This window comes from Arenimonas sp., assembly GCF_035721105.1.
Taxonomy (GTDB): Bacteria; Pseudomonadota; Gammaproteobacteria; order Xanthomonadales; family Xanthomonadaceae; genus Arenimonas.
Window position 1 is genome coordinate 1 of sequence record NZ_DASTNG010000083.1, and the last position, 19,447, is coordinate 19,447.

General features: G+C 71.0%; 21 protein-coding genes and 1 pseudogene. 16 read left to right on the top strand and 6 right to left on the bottom strand.

The features are described from left to right. Positions 1-25: 25 nt before the first annotated feature. Together VFQ84_RS13275 and dapA are read right to left on the bottom strand one after the other, a co-directional pair. Entirely contained in the window at positions 26-598 is a 573-nt protein-coding gene (locus VFQ84_RS13275) for a hypothetical protein (protein WP_325132114.1), read from the bottom strand. Positions 599-656: 58 nt separating this feature from the next. Further along, on the bottom strand, positions 657-1,547 hold the full coding sequence (gene dapA, locus VFQ84_RS13280) for a 4-hydroxy-tetrahydrodipicolinate synthase (RefSeq protein ID WP_325132115.1): 891 nt from the start codon (positions 1,545-1,547) through the stop codon (positions 657-659). Between the two features lie 115 nt (positions 1,548-1,662). Here dapA and VFQ84_RS13285 point away from each other — a divergent pair, with 115 nt between their 5' ends. The 11 genes from VFQ84_RS13285 to VFQ84_RS13335 all read left to right on the top strand — a co-directional run bounded on the left by VFQ84_RS13285 (position 1,663) and on the right by VFQ84_RS13335 (position 10,680). Then, positions 1,663-2,223, top strand: coding sequence for a glycine cleavage system protein R (locus VFQ84_RS13285; RefSeq protein WP_034210629.1), 561 nt, complete (start codon positions 1,663-1,665; stop codon positions 2,221-2,223). 16 nt (positions 2,224-2,239) lie between these two features. Further along, positions 2,240-2,710: a peroxiredoxin gene (locus VFQ84_RS13290; protein ID WP_325132116.1), complete on the top strand. Its 471-nt coding sequence runs from the start codon at positions 2,240-2,242 to the stop codon at positions 2,708-2,710. A gap of 106 nt (positions 2,711-2,816) precedes the next feature. Continuing rightward, positions 2,817-4,217 carry a PhoH family protein gene (locus VFQ84_RS13295; protein ID WP_325132117.1) on the top strand — a complete coding sequence of 467 codons (1,401 nt, stop codon included), beginning with the start codon at positions 2,817-2,819 and terminating at the stop codon, positions 4,215-4,217. Positions 4,218-4,221: 4 nt separating this feature from the next. Then, positions 4,222-4,908: a YoaK family protein gene (locus tag VFQ84_RS13300; protein WP_325132118.1), complete on the top strand. Its 687-nt coding sequence runs from the start codon at positions 4,222-4,224 to the stop codon at positions 4,906-4,908. A gap of 146 nt (positions 4,909-5,054) precedes the next feature. Further along, positions 5,055-5,873: a bifunctional hydroxymethylpyrimidine kinase/phosphomethylpyrimidine kinase gene (gene thiD / locus VFQ84_RS13305; protein WP_325132119.1), complete on the top strand. Its 819-nt coding sequence runs from the start codon at positions 5,055-5,057 to the stop codon at positions 5,871-5,873. Positions 5,874-5,951: 78 nt separating this feature from the next. Beyond that, positions 5,952-6,713, top strand: coding sequence for a Bax inhibitor-1/YccA family protein (locus VFQ84_RS13310; protein WP_325132120.1), 762 nt, complete (start codon positions 5,952-5,954; stop codon positions 6,711-6,713). Between the two features lie 4 nt (positions 6,714-6,717). Beyond that, on the top strand, positions 6,718-7,977 hold the full coding sequence (locus tag VFQ84_RS13315; RefSeq protein WP_325132121.1) for a DUF2254 domain-containing protein: 1,260 nt from the start codon (positions 6,718-6,720) through the stop codon (positions 7,975-7,977). A gap of 12 nt (positions 7,978-7,989) precedes the next feature. Beyond that, a complete protein-coding gene (locus tag VFQ84_RS13320; protein WP_325132122.1) occupies positions 7,990-8,613 on the top strand; it encodes an HAD family hydrolase in 624 nt (207 codons plus the stop codon). Positions 8,614-8,683: 70 nt separating this feature from the next. Then, positions 8,684-9,010 carry a hypothetical protein gene (locus VFQ84_RS13325; protein ID WP_325132123.1) on the top strand — a complete coding sequence of 109 codons (327 nt, stop codon included), beginning with the start codon at positions 8,684-8,686 and terminating at the stop codon, positions 9,008-9,010. Positions 9,011-9,046: 36 nt separating this feature from the next. Further along, a complete protein-coding gene (locus VFQ84_RS13330) occupies positions 9,047-9,523 on the top strand; it encodes a hypothetical protein (RefSeq protein ID WP_325132124.1) in 477 nt (158 codons plus the stop codon). A gap of 32 nt (positions 9,524-9,555) precedes the next feature. Beyond that, entirely contained in the window at positions 9,556-10,680 is a 1,125-nt protein-coding gene (locus tag VFQ84_RS13335; RefSeq protein WP_325132125.1) for an SMP-30/gluconolactonase/LRE family protein, read from the top strand. On the opposite strand, the gene VFQ84_RS13340 is transcribed toward VFQ84_RS13335, so the two are convergent. Further along, positions 10,607-11,722, bottom strand: coding sequence for an alpha/beta hydrolase (locus VFQ84_RS13340; RefSeq protein ID WP_325132126.1), 1,116 nt, complete (start codon positions 11,720-11,722; stop codon positions 10,607-10,609). The genes VFQ84_RS13335 and VFQ84_RS13340 overlap by 74 nt on opposite strands. A gap of 190 nt (positions 11,723-11,912) precedes the next feature. Between VFQ84_RS13340 and VFQ84_RS13345 the strand changes: the two genes are divergently transcribed. Continuing rightward, the gene (locus tag VFQ84_RS13345) at positions 11,913-12,176 is read left to right on the top strand and encodes a hypothetical protein (RefSeq protein WP_034210612.1); all 264 of its coding nucleotides are present in this window, start codon (positions 11,913-11,915) and stop codon (positions 12,174-12,176) included. 518 nt (positions 12,177-12,694) lie between these two features. On the opposite strand, the gene VFQ84_RS13350 is transcribed toward VFQ84_RS13345, so the two are convergent. The 3 genes from VFQ84_RS13350 to grxC form a co-directional block, all read right to left on the bottom strand. Then, positions 12,695-13,705 carry an isocitrate dehydrogenase gene (locus VFQ84_RS13350; RefSeq protein WP_325132127.1) on the bottom strand — a complete coding sequence of 337 codons (1,011 nt, stop codon included), beginning with the start codon at positions 13,703-13,705 and terminating at the stop codon, positions 12,695-12,697. A gap of 179 nt (positions 13,706-13,884) precedes the next feature. Beyond that, positions 13,885-14,277 (bottom strand): carboxymuconolactone decarboxylase family protein, encoded by a 393-nt coding sequence (locus VFQ84_RS13355; RefSeq protein WP_325132128.1) that lies wholly within the window; start codon positions 14,275-14,277, stop codon positions 13,885-13,887. Beyond that, on the bottom strand, positions 14,274-14,519 hold the full coding sequence (gene grxC, locus VFQ84_RS13360) for a glutaredoxin 3 (RefSeq protein ID WP_325132131.1): 246 nt from the start codon (positions 14,517-14,519) through the stop codon (positions 14,274-14,276). Before grxC ends, VFQ84_RS13355 begins: the two co-directional genes overlap by 4 nt. A gap of 173 nt (positions 14,520-14,692) precedes the next feature. Here grxC and VFQ84_RS13365 point away from each other — a divergent pair, with 173 nt between their 5' ends. From VFQ84_RS13365 to VFQ84_RS13380, 4 genes and pseudogenes are all read left to right on the top strand, one after another. Continuing rightward, positions 14,693-16,303, top strand: a complete 1,611-nt coding sequence (locus VFQ84_RS13365) for a M48 family metalloprotease (RefSeq protein WP_325132129.1) — start codon at positions 14,693-14,695, stop codon at positions 16,301-16,303. An 82-nt stretch (positions 16,304-16,385) separates the two neighbouring features. After that, positions 16,386-17,078, top strand: coding sequence for a phosphate regulon transcriptional regulator PhoB (gene phoB, locus VFQ84_RS13370; RefSeq protein WP_325132130.1), 693 nt, complete (start codon positions 16,386-16,388; stop codon positions 17,076-17,078). Positions 17,079-17,097: 19 nt separating this feature from the next. Beyond that, a complete protein-coding gene (gene phoR / locus VFQ84_RS13375; RefSeq protein ID WP_414637056.1) occupies positions 17,098-18,426 on the top strand; it encodes a phosphate regulon sensor histidine kinase PhoR in 1,329 nt (442 codons plus the stop codon). A 76-nt stretch (positions 18,427-18,502) separates the two neighbouring features. After that, positions 18,503-19,447: pseudogene (locus VFQ84_RS13380) on the top strand (RNA degradosome polyphosphate kinase); the annotation flags it as partial.

The window sequence follows — 19,447 nt, forward strand, 5'->3', positions numbered from 1 at the left end:
CGCTGACCCCATTTTCGTGGCGCAGTCAGCGGGCGAGCTGGTCGCGCAGCAGGGCCAGCAGCTCGGCCGGCGCGCCGGTGGTGACGGGCTGGCCGTTGGCGCCCAGCGCCACGACGCGCGAACCGTCCGCCGTCGCTTCCGCACGCAGCAGGAAGGTCGTGCGGCGATAGGTCACTTCATAGCTATTGAGCAGCTTGGCCCGGTCGCCGACGGTGACGCCGGCAATGGCCGGCAGCGCCTCGCCGATGCGGCGCCAGGTGTCGTCGGCCCCGCCGGCCACGGCGAACTCACCGATGCCGGCGACGCCGGTCGGCGGCAGGTCGTCGGCCGCGGGCGCCGCGCCCCCCAGGCTGCTCGGCGGCACGTCGGAGGTGACCAGGGGCGCGTTGCTGGTGGCGTCGGGCACCACCACGGCCGCGCCCAGGGGCGGCGTGTCCAGGCCCGCCGGGACCTCCAGCGGCTCGCCCTGCCGGCTTTCCTGGTACTCGACGTCCATGCCCAGCTTGCCGCGGGTCCAGGCACAGCCGGACTGGGAAACCAGGGCCACGGCCAGGGCGCCGAACAGCAGCGGGCGAAGGGAAAGCGGGGACACGGTCATTCGGGATCTCCTGGAGGGCGCTGCGGACAGGCTGCGGCAGGCGCCAATGGTAAGCGGTTCAGGCCAGTTCCTGCTCGACCTGGCGGCAAAGCGCGGCCATCTGGTCGGCCAGGGCGGCGTGCGGCGCCGACAGCGGCAGCAGCGGCAGGCGCAGGCCGTGCCCGATGCCCTGCCGGGCCAGCAGGGCCTTGACCGGGATCGGGTTGGATTCGATGCCGGTGAAGTCATAGACCGGCTGCAGGCGGGCATCGAGCGCACGGGCGGCGTCGGCCTCGCCGGCCGCAGCCAGCGCGCAAAGCCGGGCGAAGGCGCGCGGCAGCACGTTCGAGGCGACCGAAACAACGCCCGCGGCCCCGCCCAGCATGGCGCGGACGAAGGTGGGATCGTCGCCGCTGAGCAGGGCGAAATCGTCGCCGGCCAGCGGATAGAGCGCGTTCCAGCGCGCCTCGTCGCCGCGCGCTTCCTTCAGGCCGATGATCCCGGGGTGGCGGCACAGCCTGGCCACCGTCTCCGGCAGCAGGTCGCAGCCGGTGCGGCCCGGCACGTTGTAGAGCACCACCGGCAGCCCGCCCTGGGCGGCCACCGCTTCGTAATGAGCGACCAGGCCGTCCTGGGTCGGACGCACGTACGGCGGCGTGACCACCAGGGCCGCGTCGGCACCGCCGTCGCGCGCCAGGCGGGTCTGGGCGATGGTCTTGGCGGTGTTGGACTGGCCGGTGCCGGCCAGCACCTTCATCCGGCCGCCGACGCGCGCGACTGCGGTGCGCAGCAGCGTCATGTATTCATCGTCGGTGAGCGCGGCGGCTTCGCCGGTGGAGCCCGCGACGACGACGCCGTGGCTGCCGCCGTCGCGCTGGGCGTCCAGCAGGCGGGCCCAGGCGTCGAGGTCGAGGTCGCCGGCCGCCGTGAACGGCGTGGCCAGGGCGGTGATGCTGCCGGAAAGGTGCAAAGGGACGGCCTTGCGGGAGGGTGGTCCGATGTTACTTGCGGCTTCAAAGCGGCGGCAAGTATGCTGGCCGGGACACTTACGCGCGGGTTCATCCGCGCCGCCACGGAACACCGCATTGACCGACCCTGCCGCACGCCCCGCTGCCAACGAGAACCACCTGCTGATCAGCGCCTACACCACGCATCCGCAGTCTCCCCTGTTGGCGGTCACCCGGCGCATTTCCGACAGCGGCTGCAACATGGTCGATGCCCGCCTGTCCACCGTCGGCCGCGACGTCTCGGTCACGGCCCTGGCCGTGGGCTCCTGGGACGCGGTGGCCAAGCTCGAGGCCATGCTCACCCGGCTCGAGCGCGAGGAAGGCTACAAGCTGGTCTGGTACCGCACCGGCCCCAAGGCCCTGCAGTCGAACCTGCTGCCCTACATCGTCGAGGTGGTGGCGGCCGACAAGCCCGGCATCCTGTTCCAGCTGGCCGACTTCTTCGACCGCCAGGGCATCACCATCGAAAGCCTGCACAGCTCGCGCTACCGGGCGATGCAGACCGGCGCCGACATGTTCTCGGCCCAGGTCACCATCGGCATTCCCTCGAACATGCACATCGCCGCCCTGCGCGACGACTTCCTCGAGTTCTGCGACCACCTGAACCTCGACGCCATCATGGACCCCATGAAGTTCTGACCACGGAGTAGGACGCGTGAACAACGGCGATCGCATCATCGACCTGCCCATCGCGCTCGGCAAAGGCGGCGACGCCAATCTCGCCGACTACCGCGGCCAGTGGCTGGTGCTTTATTTCTACCCGAAGGACAACACCCCGGGCTGCACCACCGAGGGCATCGACTTCAACGCCCTGTACCCGAAGTTCCGCAAGCTCAAGGCCGAGGTGCTGGGCCTGTCGCGCGACTCGGTCAAGTCGCACCAGAACTTCTGCGCCAAGCACGGGTTTGCCTTCGACCTGGTCTCCGACGCCGACGAAGCGGTCTGCCGCGCGTTCGGTGTCATCAAGGAGAAAAACATGTACGGCAAGAAGGTGATGGGCATCGAGCGCAGCACCTTCCTGATCGATCCCGACGGCCGCATCGCCGAGAGCTGGCGCGGCGTGAAGGTCCCCGGCCATGCCGAGGCCGTGCTCGAAGCCCTGAAGAAGGCCAGCAAGCCCAAGTGAGCCACCCCCGAGCAAACCCGCCCCGCCGTCTCGCCCCGCGAGCCACGGCGGCGCGTCGCATGGCACATGGACGTGCATCCGTGTCCCTTCCCAACATGAGAATCCCATGACGAGAAGCAAGCGTATCTACGTGCTGGACACCAACGTGCTGATGCACGACCCGACCGCCCTGTTCAAGTTCGAGGAGCACGACGTCTTCATCCCGATGATGGTGCTGGAGGAACTCGACAACGGCAAGAAAGGCCACAGCGAGGCCAGCCGCAACGCGCGCCAGGTCAGCCGCTTCCTCAACGAGATCATCGAGGCGCACGGCACCGGCAACCGGATCGACGAAGGCGTGCGCCTGGTGCAGCCCAAGGGCCTGCAGCTGCGCGCCAGCGAGAGCGTCGGCCGCCTGCTGTTCCAGCTCAAGCCGGTGGAAGTGGGCAAGCGCTTCGGCACCGTGCTGCCCGACAACCAGATCCTGGGCTCGATCCTGCAGCTGATCGAGGACCACCCCGGCGTGCCGGTGGTGCTGGTGTCCAAGGACATCAACCTGCGCATCAAGGCCTCGATCTGCAACGTCAAGGCCGAGGACTACGAGAACGATCGCGCGATCGACGACTTCAACCTGCTCTTCACCGGCGCCACCGAGCTGCCGGCCGACTTCTGGGACCAGCACGAGGGCAGCCTGCGCAGCTGGACCGAGAAAGGCCGCACCTTCTACGAAGTGCGCCGCCGCGACGACGACGGCTGGTACCCGAACCAGTTCCTGTACATGCCGGGCACCGAGGACGTGGAGATGAAGGTGGCGCGCCTGGACGAGGAGCGCGCGGTGCTGCAGATCGTCGACGACTTCCGGGCGCCGCAGCACCAGGTCTGGGGCATCAATGCCCGCAACCGCGAGCAGAACTTCGCCTTCAACGCGCTGATGGACCCGGAGATCGACTTCGTCACCCTGCTCGGCACCGCCGGTACCGGCAAGACCCTGCTGGCCCTGGCCGCGGGCCTGACCCAGACGATGGACATCCAGCGCTACCGCGAGATCATCATGACCCGCGCCACGGTCAGCGTGGGCGAGGACATCGGCTTCCTGCCCGGCACCGAGGAAGAGAAGATGACGCCCTGGATGGGCGCGCTCACCGACAACCTGGAGGTGCTGACCCACACCGAGGACCACGGCAGCTGGGGCCGCGGCGCCACCAACGAACTGCTCGCCAGCCGCATCAAGATCCGCTCGATGAACTTCATGCGCGGCCGCACCTTCCTCAACCGCTGGGTGATCGTGGACGAGGCGCAGAACCTCACGCCCAAGCAGATGAAGACCCTGATCACCCGCGCCGGCCCGGGCACCAAGATCATCTGCATGGGCAACGTCGAGCAGATCGACACGCCCTACCTCACCGAGACCACCTCGGGCCTGACCTACGCGGTGGACCGCTTCAAGAACTGGGCCCACAGCGCGCACATCACCCTGCGTCGCGGCGAGCGTTCGCGCCTGGCCGACTACGCGTCGGAAGTGCTCTAGGGCCATGGCCGAGCGGCTGGCGACCTGGGTCTGGGTCGGGGCCTCCGCCCTGGCCCTGGTCGCCGGCATGGTGAACGTGGTCGGCTACCTGGGCTTCGAGCACCAGGCCATCACCCACCTCACCGGCACCACCACCCTGCTGGGTTCGGCGCTGGCCGGCGGCGACCTGCACGCCGCCGGGCAGCTGGCGGCGATGCTGTTGGCCTTCGTCGGCGGCGCCACGCTGAGCGGCCTGCTGGTGCAGGACAGCGTGCTGCGCCTGGGCCGTCGCTATGGCGTGGCGCTGGCGATCGAGGCCGTGCTGCTGGCCTTGGCCGTGCCGCTCTTCACCCGCGGCAGCTTCGCCGGCCCGGTGCTGGCCGCGGTGGCGATCGGCCTGCAGAACGCCATGGCCACCACCTACAGCGGCGCCATCATCCGCACCTCGCACGTCAGCGGCATGTTCACCGACCTGGGCATCACCCTCGGCCACGCCCTCCGCGGCCTGCCCGTCGCCCGCCGCCGCCTGTGGCTGTGCCTGGTCATCATCACCAGCTTCCTCGCCGGCGGCATCCTCGGCGCCCTGGCCTTCCACGCCGTCGACTACCGCGCCCTCTATTTCCCCGCCGTGCTGACAGGCGTGACCGGGCTGTCATACGCTGCATGGAAGCACGTTAAATTGAACGCGGATCAGAGCGGAAACCGCCGATAAAGGCGGATAGAGCGCTTTGGGATTCGAAGGGGTGCCGCGCGGTATAACTTGGGCGGCGTCCCTGCTTCTTGAATGAAAAATCCGCTTTTATCGGCGGTTTCCGCTTTGATCCGCGTTAACTTTTAAAAAGCCCCACAAAACCCACCATGCCCAACCTGCGCCCGATCTCCGTACTGACGATAGCCGGCTCCGACAGCGGCGGCGGGGCCGGCATCCAGGCCGACCTCAAGACCTTCGCCGCGCACGGGCTGCACGGCCTGAGCGCCATCGCCGCGCTGACCGCGCAGCACACCCGCGCCGTCACCGCCGTGCACGTGCCGCCGCCGGACTTCCTGCGCGCGCAGATCGACGCCTGCTTCGCCGACTTCCACATCGCCGCGGTGAAGCTGGGCATGCTTGCCAGCACCGAAATCATCCACGGCGTCGCCGACGCCCTCGAAGCGCACCGCCCGGCGCACGTCGTGCTCGACCCGGTGATGGTCGCCACCTCCGGCGCCAAGCTGCTGGCCGACGACGCGCTCGACGCCCTGCGCACGCGGCTGCTGCCGCTGGCCACCGTGGTGACGCCGAACATCCCCGAGGCCGAGCTGCTGCTGGGCCGCCGGATCGAGACCGACGCCGAGGCCGAGGCCGCGCTGGCGCAGATGCTGGCCGAAGGCGCCAGCGCCGTGCTGCTCAAGGGCGGCCACCTGCCGGGCGACGGCGAGATGACCGACCGGTTCGGCCACGGCCACGCCCGCGCGGTCTTCGTCAATCCGCGGCTGGCGCTGGAGGGCCACGGCACCGGCTGCACCCTGGCCTCGGCCATCGCCGCCAACCTGGCCCTGGGGCTGTCCCTGCGCGAGGCCTGCGCCGACGCCACCGACTACGTCCACGGCGCCCTGCGGCACGCCTACCGGCCGGGCCACTCCAGCGTGGCGGTGCTGCAGCATTTCTGGCGCCTGCGGGGCGACATCGCGCCCTGAGACCGCTCCGCCCGCGGTGGCGCCGTTCGCGCCGCTCGGCTAGCATCCCGGCAGTCCCTTCACGCTCCGGAGCCAGGCATGCGCAGCGGCAATCCCGCCCTGAACCAGAACACCTTCCTCGACGTCGCCAGCGGCCAGCTGGTCTCCGACGGCGCCGCCAGCGGTGCGATGACACTCAACGGCACCGTCAACAAGACCGGCTTCATGCTGCTGTTGCTGGTGGCCACCGCCACCTTCGCCTGGAGCTTCTACAGCCCCGAGAACCCGGGCGCGGTCGTGCCCTTCCTGCTGGTCGGCGGCGTAGGCGGCCTGATCGTTGGGATCACCACGGTTTTCAAGAAGACCTGGGCCCCGGTCACCGCGCCGCTTTACGCCGCGCTCGAGGGCCTGTTCGTCGGCGGCGTCTCGGCCATGTTCGAAGCGCGCTTCCCCGGCATCGTCATGCAGGCGGTGATGCTGACCATGGGCGTGCTGGCTTCGCTGCTGCTGGCCTACCGCTCCGGCCTGATCAAGGCCACCGAGAACTTCAAGCTTGGCGTGGTCGCGGCCACCGGCGGCATCGCCCTGCTGTACCTGGTGAACATGGGCATGCGCCTTTTCGGCATGGACGGCATCGGCTTCATCCACGAATCGAGCGCGATGGGCATCGCCTTCAGCGGCTTCGTGGTCGTGATCGCCGCGCTGAACCTGGTGCTGGACTTCGACTTCATCGAGTCGGGCGTGGAGGCCGGCGCGCCGAAGTACATGGAGTGGTACGGCGCCTTCGGCCTCACCGTCACCCTGGTCTGGCTCTACCTCGAGATCCTGCGCCTGCTGTCCAAGCTGCAGTCGCGCGACTGAGGCCATGTCGCACCGGCTCATGACCCTGGCGCAGTCGCTGCGCCAGCGCTTGTGGGCCAGGCCGCTCGCGGCCTGCCTGCTGTCGATCGTCGCGGTCGCGCTGGCGGCCGCGCTCGACGGCAGCTGGCGGCTCGAGGATCCGCCCGAGGTCTCGGCCGAATCGATCGAATCCCTGCTCTCGATCATGGCCTCGAGCATGCTGGTGATCGCCATCTTCGCGGCGGGCGCCATGGTCGCGGCCTACGCCTCGGCCAGCAACACCGCCTCGCCGCGCTCGTTCCCGCTGGTGCTCGAGGACGACGTTTCCCAGAACGCCTACTCGATGTTCGTCGCCGCCTTCATCTTCGGCGTGGTCGGGCTGGTGGCGCTGCAGAACGGCAGCTTCGGCACCGTCGGCCGGTTCGCCCTGTTCCTGGAAACCGTGGCCGTGTTCGCGCTGGTGATCCTGACCTTCGTGCGCTGGGTTGATCGCATCGCGCGCCTGGGCCGGCTGTCGAACACCGTCGACCGGGCCGAGGAAGCCGCCCTGGCGGCCATCCGCGAGCGGCGGCAGGACCCGCGCCTCGGCGGCGCGCCCGTGACCGGCCTGGCCGACCATGCCAGCGAGGTCAGCGCCAACGACGTCGGCTACGTTTGCCGCGTCGACCTGGCCACGCTGGATGACTGCGCCGAAGCGCACGGCCTGCTGCTGGAAGTGGTGGCGGTGCCCGGCTGCTTCGTGGCCACGGGCGACGTGCTGCTGCGGGTGCAGGCGGGACCGACCGACCTGGACCCCGGCGTGCCGGCCCGGCTGCGCCACGCCTTCCACCTCGATCGCGCGCGCCAGTTCGGCGGCGACCCGCGCTTCGGCCTGGTGGTGCTGTCCGAAATCGCGGGCCGGGCGCTGTCGCCGGCGGTGAACGATCCCGGCACGGCCATCGACGTCATCGGTCGCCTGGTGCGCGTGTTCGACCTGTGGTGCCGGACGCTGCCCGCGTCGCCGACCGCGGTGCCGCGCTACCCGCGGGTGCAGGTGCCGGAGATATCGGCCGAAGCCCTGGTCGAGGACGCCTTCACCGCCATCGTCCGCGACGGTGCCGGCTCGATCGAAGTGATGTGCCGGCTGTTCAAGGCCCTGGCGGCGATCGCCTCGTTCGGGGATGAGTCGCTGGCGCGCTGCGCGCGACACCAGGCGCGCGACGCGCTGCGGCTGGCCGAAGCCCGGCTGCCGCTGCCCGCGCAGGTGCAGCGCATCCGCGACCTCGCGCGGTTCGCGACGTCCTGAGCCCGGCGCGGCATGCCTGACCTTGCCCTGTTCGACTTCGACGGCACGCTGACCGCGGGCGAGACCTTCCCGCCCTTCGTGCGCAGCGTGGCGCCGCCCGCGCGCCAGCGCCGGGGCCGCTGGGCGCTGGCGCCCTGGGTAGCCGGTTACCGGCTCGGCCTGGTCAGCGGCCTTCGCATCCGCGCCGAGGTCGTGCGCCGCGCGCTGGCGGGCCTGGACGAAGCCGGGTTCGCTGCCGCCGCCCGCGCCTGGGCGACCCGGGAACTGCCCGGCCGGCTGCGCCCGGAAGCCCTGGCCCGACTGCGCGCCCATCGCGACCGCGGCGACACCGTGCTGGTGGTCTCGGGCAATTTCGAAGCCCTGGTGCAGCCCTGGGCCGCGTCGGAAGGCGTACTCGCCCTCGGCTCCCGCCTCGAGGCCAGCGCAGGCCGGCTGACCGGGCGCTACCTGGGCCCGCAGTGCGTGCTCGAGGAAAAGGTGCTGCGCATCCGCGCGCAGACCGACCCGTCGGCCTTCGATCGCGTCCACGCCTACGGCGACACGCCGGAGGACCGGCCGATGCTGTTGATGGCGGACGTCGCCCACTACCTGCCGCGCGGCTGGCCCGGCGGCCTGGCGCCGGACCGGATCGACTGAAGGGCCGTTCATCCGCCCGCCAGCCGGACGAGGCCAGACTGGCCCGAGCCCACCGCCGACCGGAGCCGCCATGTCCCCCGCCCTGCTCTTGCCCGCGCTGCTCGCGGCCACGCCGCTGGCCGCCCAGGACGTCCTGCCCGCCCACGAGCATCCGCACGAGATCCTCTTTCGCAACGCCAGCGAGCTGGTGCCCTGGTGCCGGAACCAGGCCGAGGCCTATTTCGTCGGCCAGGGCGAAGACGTCTACCAGTGGACGGCCTCGCATTTCTCCCGCGGCAGGAACCTTCACGTCGAAGGCAAGCTGCGCGCCGGCGGCCGGGATGTCGCGGTAAGCTGCCGTGTCGCCCGCGGTGCCAGCGATACCTACGCCAGCATCGAGATCACCCCTTCCCCCTGACGCCGGGATCGCCACTCGAACCTTCAGGAGTCAACGATGTCCAGGATGCTTCCCCTCGCCCTGCTGGTGGCCGCGATGCTCGCCGGCTGCGCCAGCACCGACAAACTGATGCTCGGCGAAGCCCGCGCCCCGATCGATCCGTCCGAAGTGCGCATCTACCGCGCGCCGCCGCCGGGCGCGATCGACATCGCCGAGATCGATGCGTCCAGCGCCATTGGCTTCGGCACCAAGGGCCAGGACGCCGCCGTGATGGATCGCCTGCGCGCCGAGGCCGCGGCGCTGGGCGCGAACGGCCTGCTGATCCTGGGCCGCGGCAATTCGCGCTCGCCGGTCGGCATGTCGGTGGGCGGCAGCCGCTACGGCGGCAACAGCGCGGTCGGCGTCGGCATCGGCATTCCCACCACGCAGAAGCAGGCCACCGCCGTCGCGATCTACGTGCCGCCGGCGCCGCCGGCCGCCGATGCGGCCGAGACCGAAGCCGGGTCCGCAGCGGAAGCCGAAACCGGCGACTGAGCCCCGCCCATCGCGCTCCGGGACCGCCGGCCATGACGCGCACGCCACCGCCCGCGGCGCGCCACCGCCGCAAACTTGCCAGCGTGGCCGCCGTTCTCACGCTGGCCTACTTCGCGGCCTGGCCGGTGCCCGTGGCGCCCGTTGCCTGGCAGGCGCCCGAGGCCCCCGGCTACGCCGGCCCGCATCGTCCCAACCAGCGGCTGGCGAACCTGCGGCACATCGACCTGGGCGGCGACAGCGGGCCGGAACACGTCGCCCTCGGGCCGGACGGCCGGCTGTACGCGGCCGTCGCCAGCGGCCGGATCCTGCGCTTCGCGCCCGACGGCAGCGACCGCGAAGTGTTCGCCGATACCGGTGGCCGGGTGCTGGGCTTCGCCTTCGACGCCGGTGGCCAACTCATCGCCGCCGACGCCTACCGGGGCCTGCTGGCGATCTCGCCTGCGGGCGAAACGCGGGTCCTGCTCAATGTCTTCGAAGGCCAGCCGATCCGCTACGCCGACGCCGTGGCCATCGCCCGCGACGGCCGCATCTTCTTCACCGATGCCTCCCAACGGTTCGGTCCGGCCGCCCGCGGCGGGACCTTCGAGGCCAGCGTGCTCGACATCCTCGAGCAGTCGGCCACGGGCCGGGTGTTCGAGTACGACCCGTCGCGGCGCACGGTCCGCCTGGTGGCCCAGGGACTGAGCTTCGCCAACGGCCTGGTGCTGACCGCCGACGAACGCGCGCTGCTGGTGGTCGAAACCGGGCGCTACCGGGTCTGGCGCATCGATGCCGCGGCGAATGCGGTGGACGTGGGTCAGCCCTCGCCGCAGGCGCGCGTGCTGCTGGACAACCTGCCCGGCTACCCGGACAACCTGGTGCACGGCCTCGACGGACGCATCTGGCTCGGCTTCACCAAGCCGCGCAGCGCCGCGGTCGATGCGATGGCGCCGCATCCCTTCCTGCGCCAGCTCACCTTGCGCCTGCCGCGCGCGCTCTGGCCGGTGCCGCCGGCCTATGGCCATGTGATCGCCTTCGACGAATCCGGCGCGATCCTCGCCGACCTGCAGGACCCGTCCGGCGCCTACCCGGAAACCACCGCCGTCACCGAGACGCCGGCGCGCCGCTACGTCCAGAGCCTGCACGCGCCGACGCTGGGCTGGCTTCCGGCGAACTAATCGCCGGCGGCGCGGCGGCGTCGCCCGCGCCCAGCGAGCGCAGGAAGGCCACGCTGCGCGCCAGCGCCTCGCGCCCCGCCTCGCCATCGAGGTCGAACTGGTACTCATGGCCGAGCGCCGGCGAGTGGTCCGCGGGGAAGAACAGCGTGTCGACGCGGACGCCCTGCTGCGCGAGCGCCGCGGCCAGCGCCTCGGAGTGCGGCAGCAGCGGGTCGGCGTTGCCGGCCGAGATGAAGCTGGGCGGGAAGGCCGGCGTGACGTGCGCAGGCACCGAGAACTCGGCCGCCGCCGGCACCCTGGCGAAATTGCGCTCGCCGAAATAGGACCAGAACACCGTGGCCAGGAAATCGCCGAAAGCCCCCTCGCCGGCCACCAACCGCGCATCGAACGGCCCGCAGAACAGCAGCGTCCCCGCCAGCTGGCCGGGCGGCAGCGAGGGCACCAGGCCGATGCGCTTCGCGTAGCCGGGCTCCGACAGCGCCGCCGCCAGCTGCGCCGCGAGCTGGGCACCGGCCGAGTCGCCCGCCAGCACCAGCCGCGACGGATCCACCGGAAGCCCGTCGGGCGCGCCGGCCAGCCAGCCCAGCGCGCGGTTTACCTGCCGCAGCGGCGTGGGGTACCGCGCCTCCGGCGCCAGCGTGTACTGCACGCTGGCCACGACGAAGCCTTGCGCCGCCAGTATCCGGGCGTAGTTGGCGACGTCCGCCTTGTCGCCGGAAATGAAGGCCCCGCCGTGGATCCACAGCACCGTAGGCAGCGGCCCGCGCGCATCGGCCGGCGCGTAGACATCAATGAAGCCGTCGGGATCGGCCGGGTCGTAGCGCAGGTCGCGCCATTCCCTCACCCCGGCGGGGACGTGCTTCTCCAGCGCCGCCGACGCCTGCTCGCTGCCCTGGCCAAATGCGTGCCGCACCAGCAGCACCGAGGGCCAGGGACTGAGCTGGAAGGCAAGCCATACCGCCAGCGCCAGCAGCGCCACGCCGGCGGCCAGGCCAACGAAAACACGCCGCCCGCGACTGCGCCCGTGAAGTCTGTTCGCCATGCTTCGCGCTCCGCCTCCCCGACGCCCGGAGTGTAGCCGGGCCTCGTTATGCCGCTGCGAAAAATTCGCCTGCGCGGGATGCCGGGGCCGTCGGCGCGGACCGGGGCCGCCACCCCGGTTATCCTTGGTGCGTCCCCGGCCGCTCGCGGCTTCCCTTATCGCCCCGCACGAACCCTCCCGGAGCCCCCGCATGGCCATGGCCGAATCCGACATCCAGAAAGGCTGGATCTACCGCACCAGCCACCTGCAGGAGCGCCTCGTGTTGGGCTGGGACCGCGACGGCCGCGTGGTCTACAGCTCGCGCGGCAAGGACCCCGAGCGGGAATTCCAGAACTGCCACGTACGCATCACCACCGCCAAGTTCGCCCAGCGCGCGATCGGCAAGCTGCGCCAGGTGGAAGACCTCAAGCCCTACCTGGTCGCCAACAAGGCCACGACGGTCGTGGTGCGCTGAGATGCGGCGGCTGATGGCCCGGGGGCTGGCGGCGGCATTCCTGTTCAGCGGGCCGGCCGCCGCCTGCAGTGACCCACCGCCGCCCCCGCCGCTGCCCTCGTCGGAGCCACCCCCTCACGACACGGCGCCGGGCCGATGACGGTCACGGTGGCACGCGCCTTCGAACGCGCCGGGGCCTGCCTGGATGGCGGGCACCGCTGGGAGCGCCCATGACGCACCCCGCGCCGGTCACCCCCGGACCCGGGACGCGCGCCTAAAGGTATTCCTGGCGCACCCGGCGCGCCTGCCTCCTGCTCGACGACGCGGGCCACGAGGCCCTGTTGGACGAGACGAAAACGTACGGCGCGGTGCTGTCGGCCCTGGCGCAGCGCCTCGCCCGCACGCCGGTCGAGGCGGGCGGCCAGCGCAGCGACTGAGCGCTGGCCAGCCGGCGGCGCACCGGCCCGGGCAAGTCCCAATCACCGGCGAAAAAAAGGGCGCCCCGGGGCGCCCTTCTTCGTTCCGCCGTCGGCGATGCCTCAGCCGGCGGCGCGCGCCGCGATGGCCGCCGCGAACGACTGCGTGGTGCCGGTGCCGCCGAGGTCGGGCGTGAGGTTGTCCTTGGCGTTCATGGTGTCGATGATCGCCTGGCGCAGGCGGCCGGCCTCGGCCACCTTGCCCAGGTGTTCGAGCATCTGCACCGCGGCCAGCAGCAGGGCCACCGGGTTGGCGATGCCCTTGCCGGCGATGTCCGGCGCCGAGCCGTGCACGGCCTCGAAGATCGCCGCCTCGGTGCCGATGTTGGCGCCCGGGGCCAGGCCCAGGCCGCCGACCAGGCCGGCGCAGAGGTCGGAGATGATGTCGCCGAACAGGTTGGTGGTCACGATCACGTCGAACTGCTCGGGGCGCATCACCAGCTGCATGCAGGTGTTGTCCACGATCATCTCGTTGCACTGGATGTCCGGGTACTCGGTGGCGACCTGGCGCGCGACCTTCAGGAACAGGCCCGAGGTCGACTTGAGGATGTTGGCCTTGTGCACCACGGTGACCTTCTTGCGGCCGATGCGGCGGGCCATGTCGAAGGCGTAGCGGACGATGCGCTCGGAGCCGCGGCGGGTGACGCGCTGGGTCAGCGTGGCGGTCTCGCCGTCGGCGGTGAGGTTCTGGCCCTCGCCAATGTAGGCGCCCTCGGTGTTCTCGCGCACCGTGATCAGGTCGATGTTCTCGTAGCGCGACTTGGTGTTCGGGAAGCTGATCGCCGGGCGCACGTTCGCGTACAGGTCGAAGCGCTTGCGCAGCTCGACGTTGATCGAGCTGAAGCCTTCGCCGACCGGCGTGGTCAGCGGCGACTTCAGGGCCACGCGGTGGCGGTGGATGGCGTCGAGGGTGGCGGCGGGCAGCAGTTCGCCCTGCTTCTCGTAGGCGCTCAGGCCGGCGTCGACGAAGTCATAGGTCAGGCCGACCTTGAGCGCGTCGAGCACCTGCAGGGTGGCGTCCATGATTTCCGGGCCGATGCCGTCGCCACGGATCACCGCGATCGTCTGGGTCATAAGTGCTTGTTCTTCCAAGAGGTACGGGCGGCCGGACGGCCCCCGAAGGCGCCGTATTATGCCAGAACAAGCTGACCCCTCGCCCACTGGACCTTGGTCGCAGGGGGCGGTCCGGGCCTGGAAGCGCGCCTGGGGTCAAGCGCAGGCGCCTGCCGGAGGGCCTTCAGGCCCGGGGCTTTTCAGTGCTCGTGATCGGGCGCCGCCGGCGCATGCACGCCCTGCCCCTCGAGCTGGTCGAGGAAATCCACGCCCCGGCGCAGGTGCGGGATCACGATCGAACCGCCCACCACCAGCGCGACGCTGAAGGCCTCGAACAGTTCGTCGCGGTCGACCCCGGCTTCCTTGCACTGGGCGATGTGGTAGCTGATGCAGTCGTCGCAGCGCAGCACCATCGACGCCACCAGGCCCATCAGCTCCTTGGTCTTGAGGTCGAGTTTCCCGGCCTTGTAGGTCTGGGTGTCGAGCGCGAAGAAGCGCCGCACGACCTGGTTGTCCTGGCCCAGGATGCGCTCGTTCATGCGCTGGCGGAATTCGGTGAATTCCTTGACGCGGTCCTTCTCGGCGTCGCTCATGCCTGCGCCTCCAGCAGCGGCTTGAGGCCACCGGCGCGGTCCAGCGCCACCAGGTCGTCGTAGCCGCCGACATGGGTATCGCCGATGAAGATCTGCGGCACCGAGGTGCGGCGCGCGAGCGACATCATCTTCTCGCGGGCGGCCGGGTCGAGGTCGATGCGGACTTCCTCCCAGGTGGCGCCGCGCGACTTCAGGAAGTTCTTGGCGGCCACGCAATAGGGGCAGATCGCGGTGGTGTACATCGTGATGTTGGGCACGTCGGTCCTCCGTTGACCCGGCAAGTTTGGGGGCCGCGGGCCGGCTTTGCCAGCCTGCGCCCCGCAACGCTGAAGCCCGTCCCGGCGCGTTAACTCCCGATTCACGCCCCGCGCCCGGGCCAACCGGTATCCTCGGGCATCGCTTTCCCGGAGTCGCCGTGCGCATCCTGCTCCCCGTCGCCGCCCTCAGCCTGGCCCTGTCCCTGGCCTGCAGCGCCCGCGCCCAGAACACCGCGCTGCCGGACATCGGCTCGTCCGCCGGCGAAGTCATCGACCCCGGCCTGGAGGCGCGCTACGGCGCCTACACCCTTTACGAGCTGCGCCGCCTGGGCCTGGTGCTCGACGATCCGCTGATCGATGGCTGGCTGCAGTCCATGGGCTACCGGCTGGCCGCGGCCAGCGACACGCCGCGCCAGCCCTTCACCTTCTTCATGATGCGCGACCGGCAGATCAACGCCTTCGCCACCCTGGGCGGCTACATCGGCGTGAACGCCGGCCTGGTCGTCACCGCCGAGACCGAGGACGAGGTCGCCGGCGTGCTGTCGCACGAGATCGCCCACGTTACCCAGCGCCACGTGCTGCGCGCGGTCGAACGCGCCCAGAAGGACCAGGTGCCGATCCTGCTGGCCATGCTGGGCGCGATCGCGCTGTCCCAGGCGGCCGGCTCGGACACCGCGCGCGCCAGCGGCGGCAGCCAGTCCGGCGACGCCACCGCGGCGGCCATCACCGGCGCCATGGCCCTGATGCAGCAGCGCCAGATCGACTACACCCGCTCGAACGAGTCCGAGGCCGACCGCGTGGGCATCCAGACCCTCGCCCGCGCCGGCTACGCCCCGGACGGCATGGCCGACTTCTTCGAGCGCATGCAGCGCAGCAACCGCGGCAACAGCGGCGGCTACCAGCTGCCCGAATACCTGCGCAGCCACCCGGTCACCACCACCCGCATCAGTGAAACCCGCCAGCGCGCCCGCGCCCTGGGCGAGAAGCCGGCGGCGGCGCCCGTGCGCGCGCCGGGTCGCAGCAGCCTGCTGCTGCCGGAGGGCTTCAGCCTCGGCGACGCCGCCCTGCGCGGCGGCAGCGATGCCTTCCCGTGGGCACGCGAGCGCCTGCGCGTCTTCAGCGCCGACAACCCGGCCGCCGCCCTGCGCGAATACCGCGCCCTGGCCGCCGCCCCGGGCGCCCAGGCCACTGATGCGGAACGCTACGGCCTGGCCCTGGCGCAGCTGCGCGGCGGCTACCCGGCGGAAGCCGAGGCCACCCTCGAGGCCCTGCTCAAGCGCCACCCCGGCCAGCTCTGGCTGGAGCTGGCCCAGGCCGAGGCCGCCTCGGTCGGGGGCCGCCACGCCCTGGCGGCCGAGCGCTTCGAGATCCTGGTCAGCCGCCATCCCGACAACCGGGCCGTGCGCCTGGCCTATGCCGAGGCGCTGGGCAAGCAGGCCACGGCGGCGTCCGGACGCCGCGCCCAGGCCGTGCTGCGGCCGCTGATGGCCAGCAGCGGCGACGACCCGCTGTTCCAGCGCACCTTCGCCCGCGCCAGCGAGCTGGCCGGCGACACCATCCGGGCCGGCGAGGCCTACGCCGAAACCGCCTACCTCAACGGCCGGGCCGTGGACGCCCTGAACCAGCTCGACGCACTCAAGCGCCGGGACGACCTGGACTACTACCAGCGCGCCCGCATCGAGGCCCGGATGGCGGCCATCACCCCGGTGGTGCTGGAAATGGAGCGGCAGGGCATCCGCCCCGAGCAGCAGCGCCCGGACCGCCAGTAGGCCGCCCGCCGGCCTGTCACCGGCTGGTCACAAAAGTTTTATCTACTTGCACCACGGCCCACCCGGTGACACGGTACCCCTCGTGCAGAAACGCATCCTGATCGTCGACGATGAACCCGCCATCCGCGAGATGGTGGCCTACGCCCTGCGCAAGGGCGACTACGACCCCGTGCATGCCGGCGACGCCCGCGAGGCCCAGCACGCCATCGCCGAGAAGGTGCCCGACCTGATCCTGCTCGACTGGATGCTGCCCGGCGCCAGCGGCCTGGAGCTGGCCCGGCGCTGGCGCAAGGACGAGCTCACCCGCGACGTCCCGATCATCATGCTCACCGCCCGCGGCGAGGAGAACGACCGGGTCAGCGGCCTGGAATCGGGGGTCGACGACTACGTCGTCAAGCCCTTTTCGGCCCGCGAACTGCTGGCCCGGATCCGCGCCGTGATGCGCCGTTCGCGCGAAGACGAAGATGACGGTTCCGTGACCGTCGGCGGCCTGCGCATCGACGGCGCCGCCCACCGGGTGTTCGCCGGCGACCAACCCGTGCACGTGGGTCCGACCGAATACCGGCTGCTGCACTTCTTCATGACCCACGCCGAGCGCGTCTACTCGCGCACCCAGCTGCTCGACCACGTCTGGGGCGGCAACGTCTACGTCGAGGAGCGCACCGTGGACGTGCACATCCGCCGCCTGCGCAAGGCGCTCGAGCCCTACCGGCTCGACGACATGGTGCAGACCGTCCGCGGCTCCGGCTACCGCTTCTCCGCGGCGGCGGCCTGAGGATGGGCGACCGCCGGACATGAGCGTATCGATGCTGCTGCGGCTGGCCTGGCGCCAGTCCCTGATCCGGCTGCTGCTGTTCTACGCCTTCGCCCTCGGCATCGGCCTGGCGCTGGGCCAGCCCTGGTGGGCGCTGGGCCTGGCCACCGCCGCGCTGGCGGCGCGCGCCTACTGGCGCCTGTACCGGGTGCTGCGCTTCCTGGACTGGCGCAAGCAGCTGCGCACCGTCGATGGCCAGGGCCTGTGGGCCGCGCTGGAAACCCTGATCCACCGCCGCCAGACCGAGAACCGCAACCGTGGCCGGCGCCTGGTGCGCCTGCTGCGCGCCTACCGCCATGCCGCGACCGCGATGCCGGACGGCGCGCTGGTGATCCAGCGCCGCGACGGCCGCCTGGTCTGGTTCAACAAGACCGCGCGCCGGCTGCTGGGCCTGCACTACCCGCAGAGCCTGGACACCCCGCTGCTCGAGTGCTTCCCGGACCAGCCGCGCGTGCGCGAGTGGCTGGCCGCCGGCCAGACCGACGAACCGCTGCTGGACCTGGCCAGCCCGGCCGACCCGATGGTGCGCATCAGCCTGCGCCTGATCCCCTACTCCGCGACCCAGTGGCTGGTGGTCGTGCGCGACGTCACCAAGCTGATGCGGCTCGAGCAGGTGCGCCGCGACTTCGTCGCCAACGTCTCGCACGAGCTGCGCACGCCGCTCACGGTGGTGCACGGCTACCTGGACATGATCGAACCCGAGGAACACCCGGATCTCGCGGTCATGGTCGAGGAGATGCGCCGGCAGTCGCAGCGCATGACCCAGCTGGTCGAGGACCTGCTGACCCTGTCGCGGCTTGAAGCGCAGGAACACCTGCCCGAGGAGCCGCTGGCGATGGCGCCGATGCTGGTCACCCTGCGCCGCGAGGCCGAGGCCCTGAGCCAGGGCCGCCACCGCATCACCGTGGACGACACCGCCGGCTGCGACCTCACCGGCTCGGTGAAGGAGCTGCACAGCGCCTTCTCGAACCTGGTCAGCAACGCCGTGCGCTACACGCCCACCGACGGCCAGATCCGCATCCGCTTCGAACGCACCCCCGACCGCGGCGTGAAGCTGTCGGTGCAGGACACCGGCCAGGGCATCCCGGCCCAGCACCTGCCGCGGATCACCGAGCGCTTCTACCGCGTCTCGACCAGCCGCTCGCGCGAATCCGGCGGCACCGGCCTGGGCCTGTCGATCGTCAAGCACGTGCTGAGCCTGCACCAGGGCTGGCTGGAGATCGACAGCGAGGTCGGCCGCGGCAGCACCTTCGCCTGCGTGTTCGGGCCGGCGCGGGTGCGGGCCCGCGACGCCCAGCCCGGCGCCTGACGGCCTGCCGGCCGGCCTTCCGGCGTAAGCTAGGCCTCCCGTCATCGCACGCCGCCGTTCCCGCCTCCGAGCCACCATGAGCCCTGACTTGCCCGAACCGATCGACCTGCACGCCCCCGGGCTCTACCTCAACCGCGAGCTGTCGCAGCTGGAGTTCAACTTCCGGGTGCTGGCGCAGGCGCAGGACCCGGCGGTGCCCCTGCTGGAGCGGCTGAAGTACCTGTGCATCAGCTGCACCAACCTCGACGAGTTCTTCGAGATCCGCGCCGCCACCGTGCGCACGGCGCAGCAGTTCGGCGGCCCGCTGCCGCCCGACGGCATCGCCCCGAACCAGGCGCTGGAGCTGATCCACGACAAGGCCGCCAGCCTGGTCGAGGAACAGTACCGCTACTGGAACGACACCCTGCGTCCCGAGCTCAACGCCGCCGGCATCCGCATCCTGGCGCACTCGTCCTGGAACGCGCGCCAGAAGAAGTGGCTGCACAAGTACTTCCAGGACGAACTGCTGCCGGTGCTGTCGCCGCTGGGGCTCGACCCGGTGCATCCGTTCCCGCGCATCCTCAACAAGTCGCTGAACGTGGTGGTGGTGCTCGAGGGCAAGGACGCGTTCGGACGCAGCGGCGGCATGGCCATCGTGCGCGCGCCGCGCTCGCTGCCGCGCATCATCCAGCTGCCGCCCGAGGTGTCCGGCGGCCAGCACGACTTCGTGCTGCTCTCGGCCGTGCTCACCGCCTTCGTCGACGACCTGTTCACCGGCATGAAGGTCAAGGGCGCCTACCAGTTCCGCGTGACCCGCAACTCCGAGCTGTTCGTGGACGAGGAGGAGGTCGAGAACCTCGCCAGCGCGCTCAAGAACGAGCTGGTCAGCCGCGGCTTCCGCCCGGCGGTGCGGCTGGAGATCGCCGAGAGCTGCCCGAAGGCGATCGTCAAGACGCTGCTGCTCAACTTCGGCCTGGGCGAGAACGCGGTCTACCGCATCAACGGCCCGGTCAACCTCAACCGCGTCATCCAGCTCTACGAC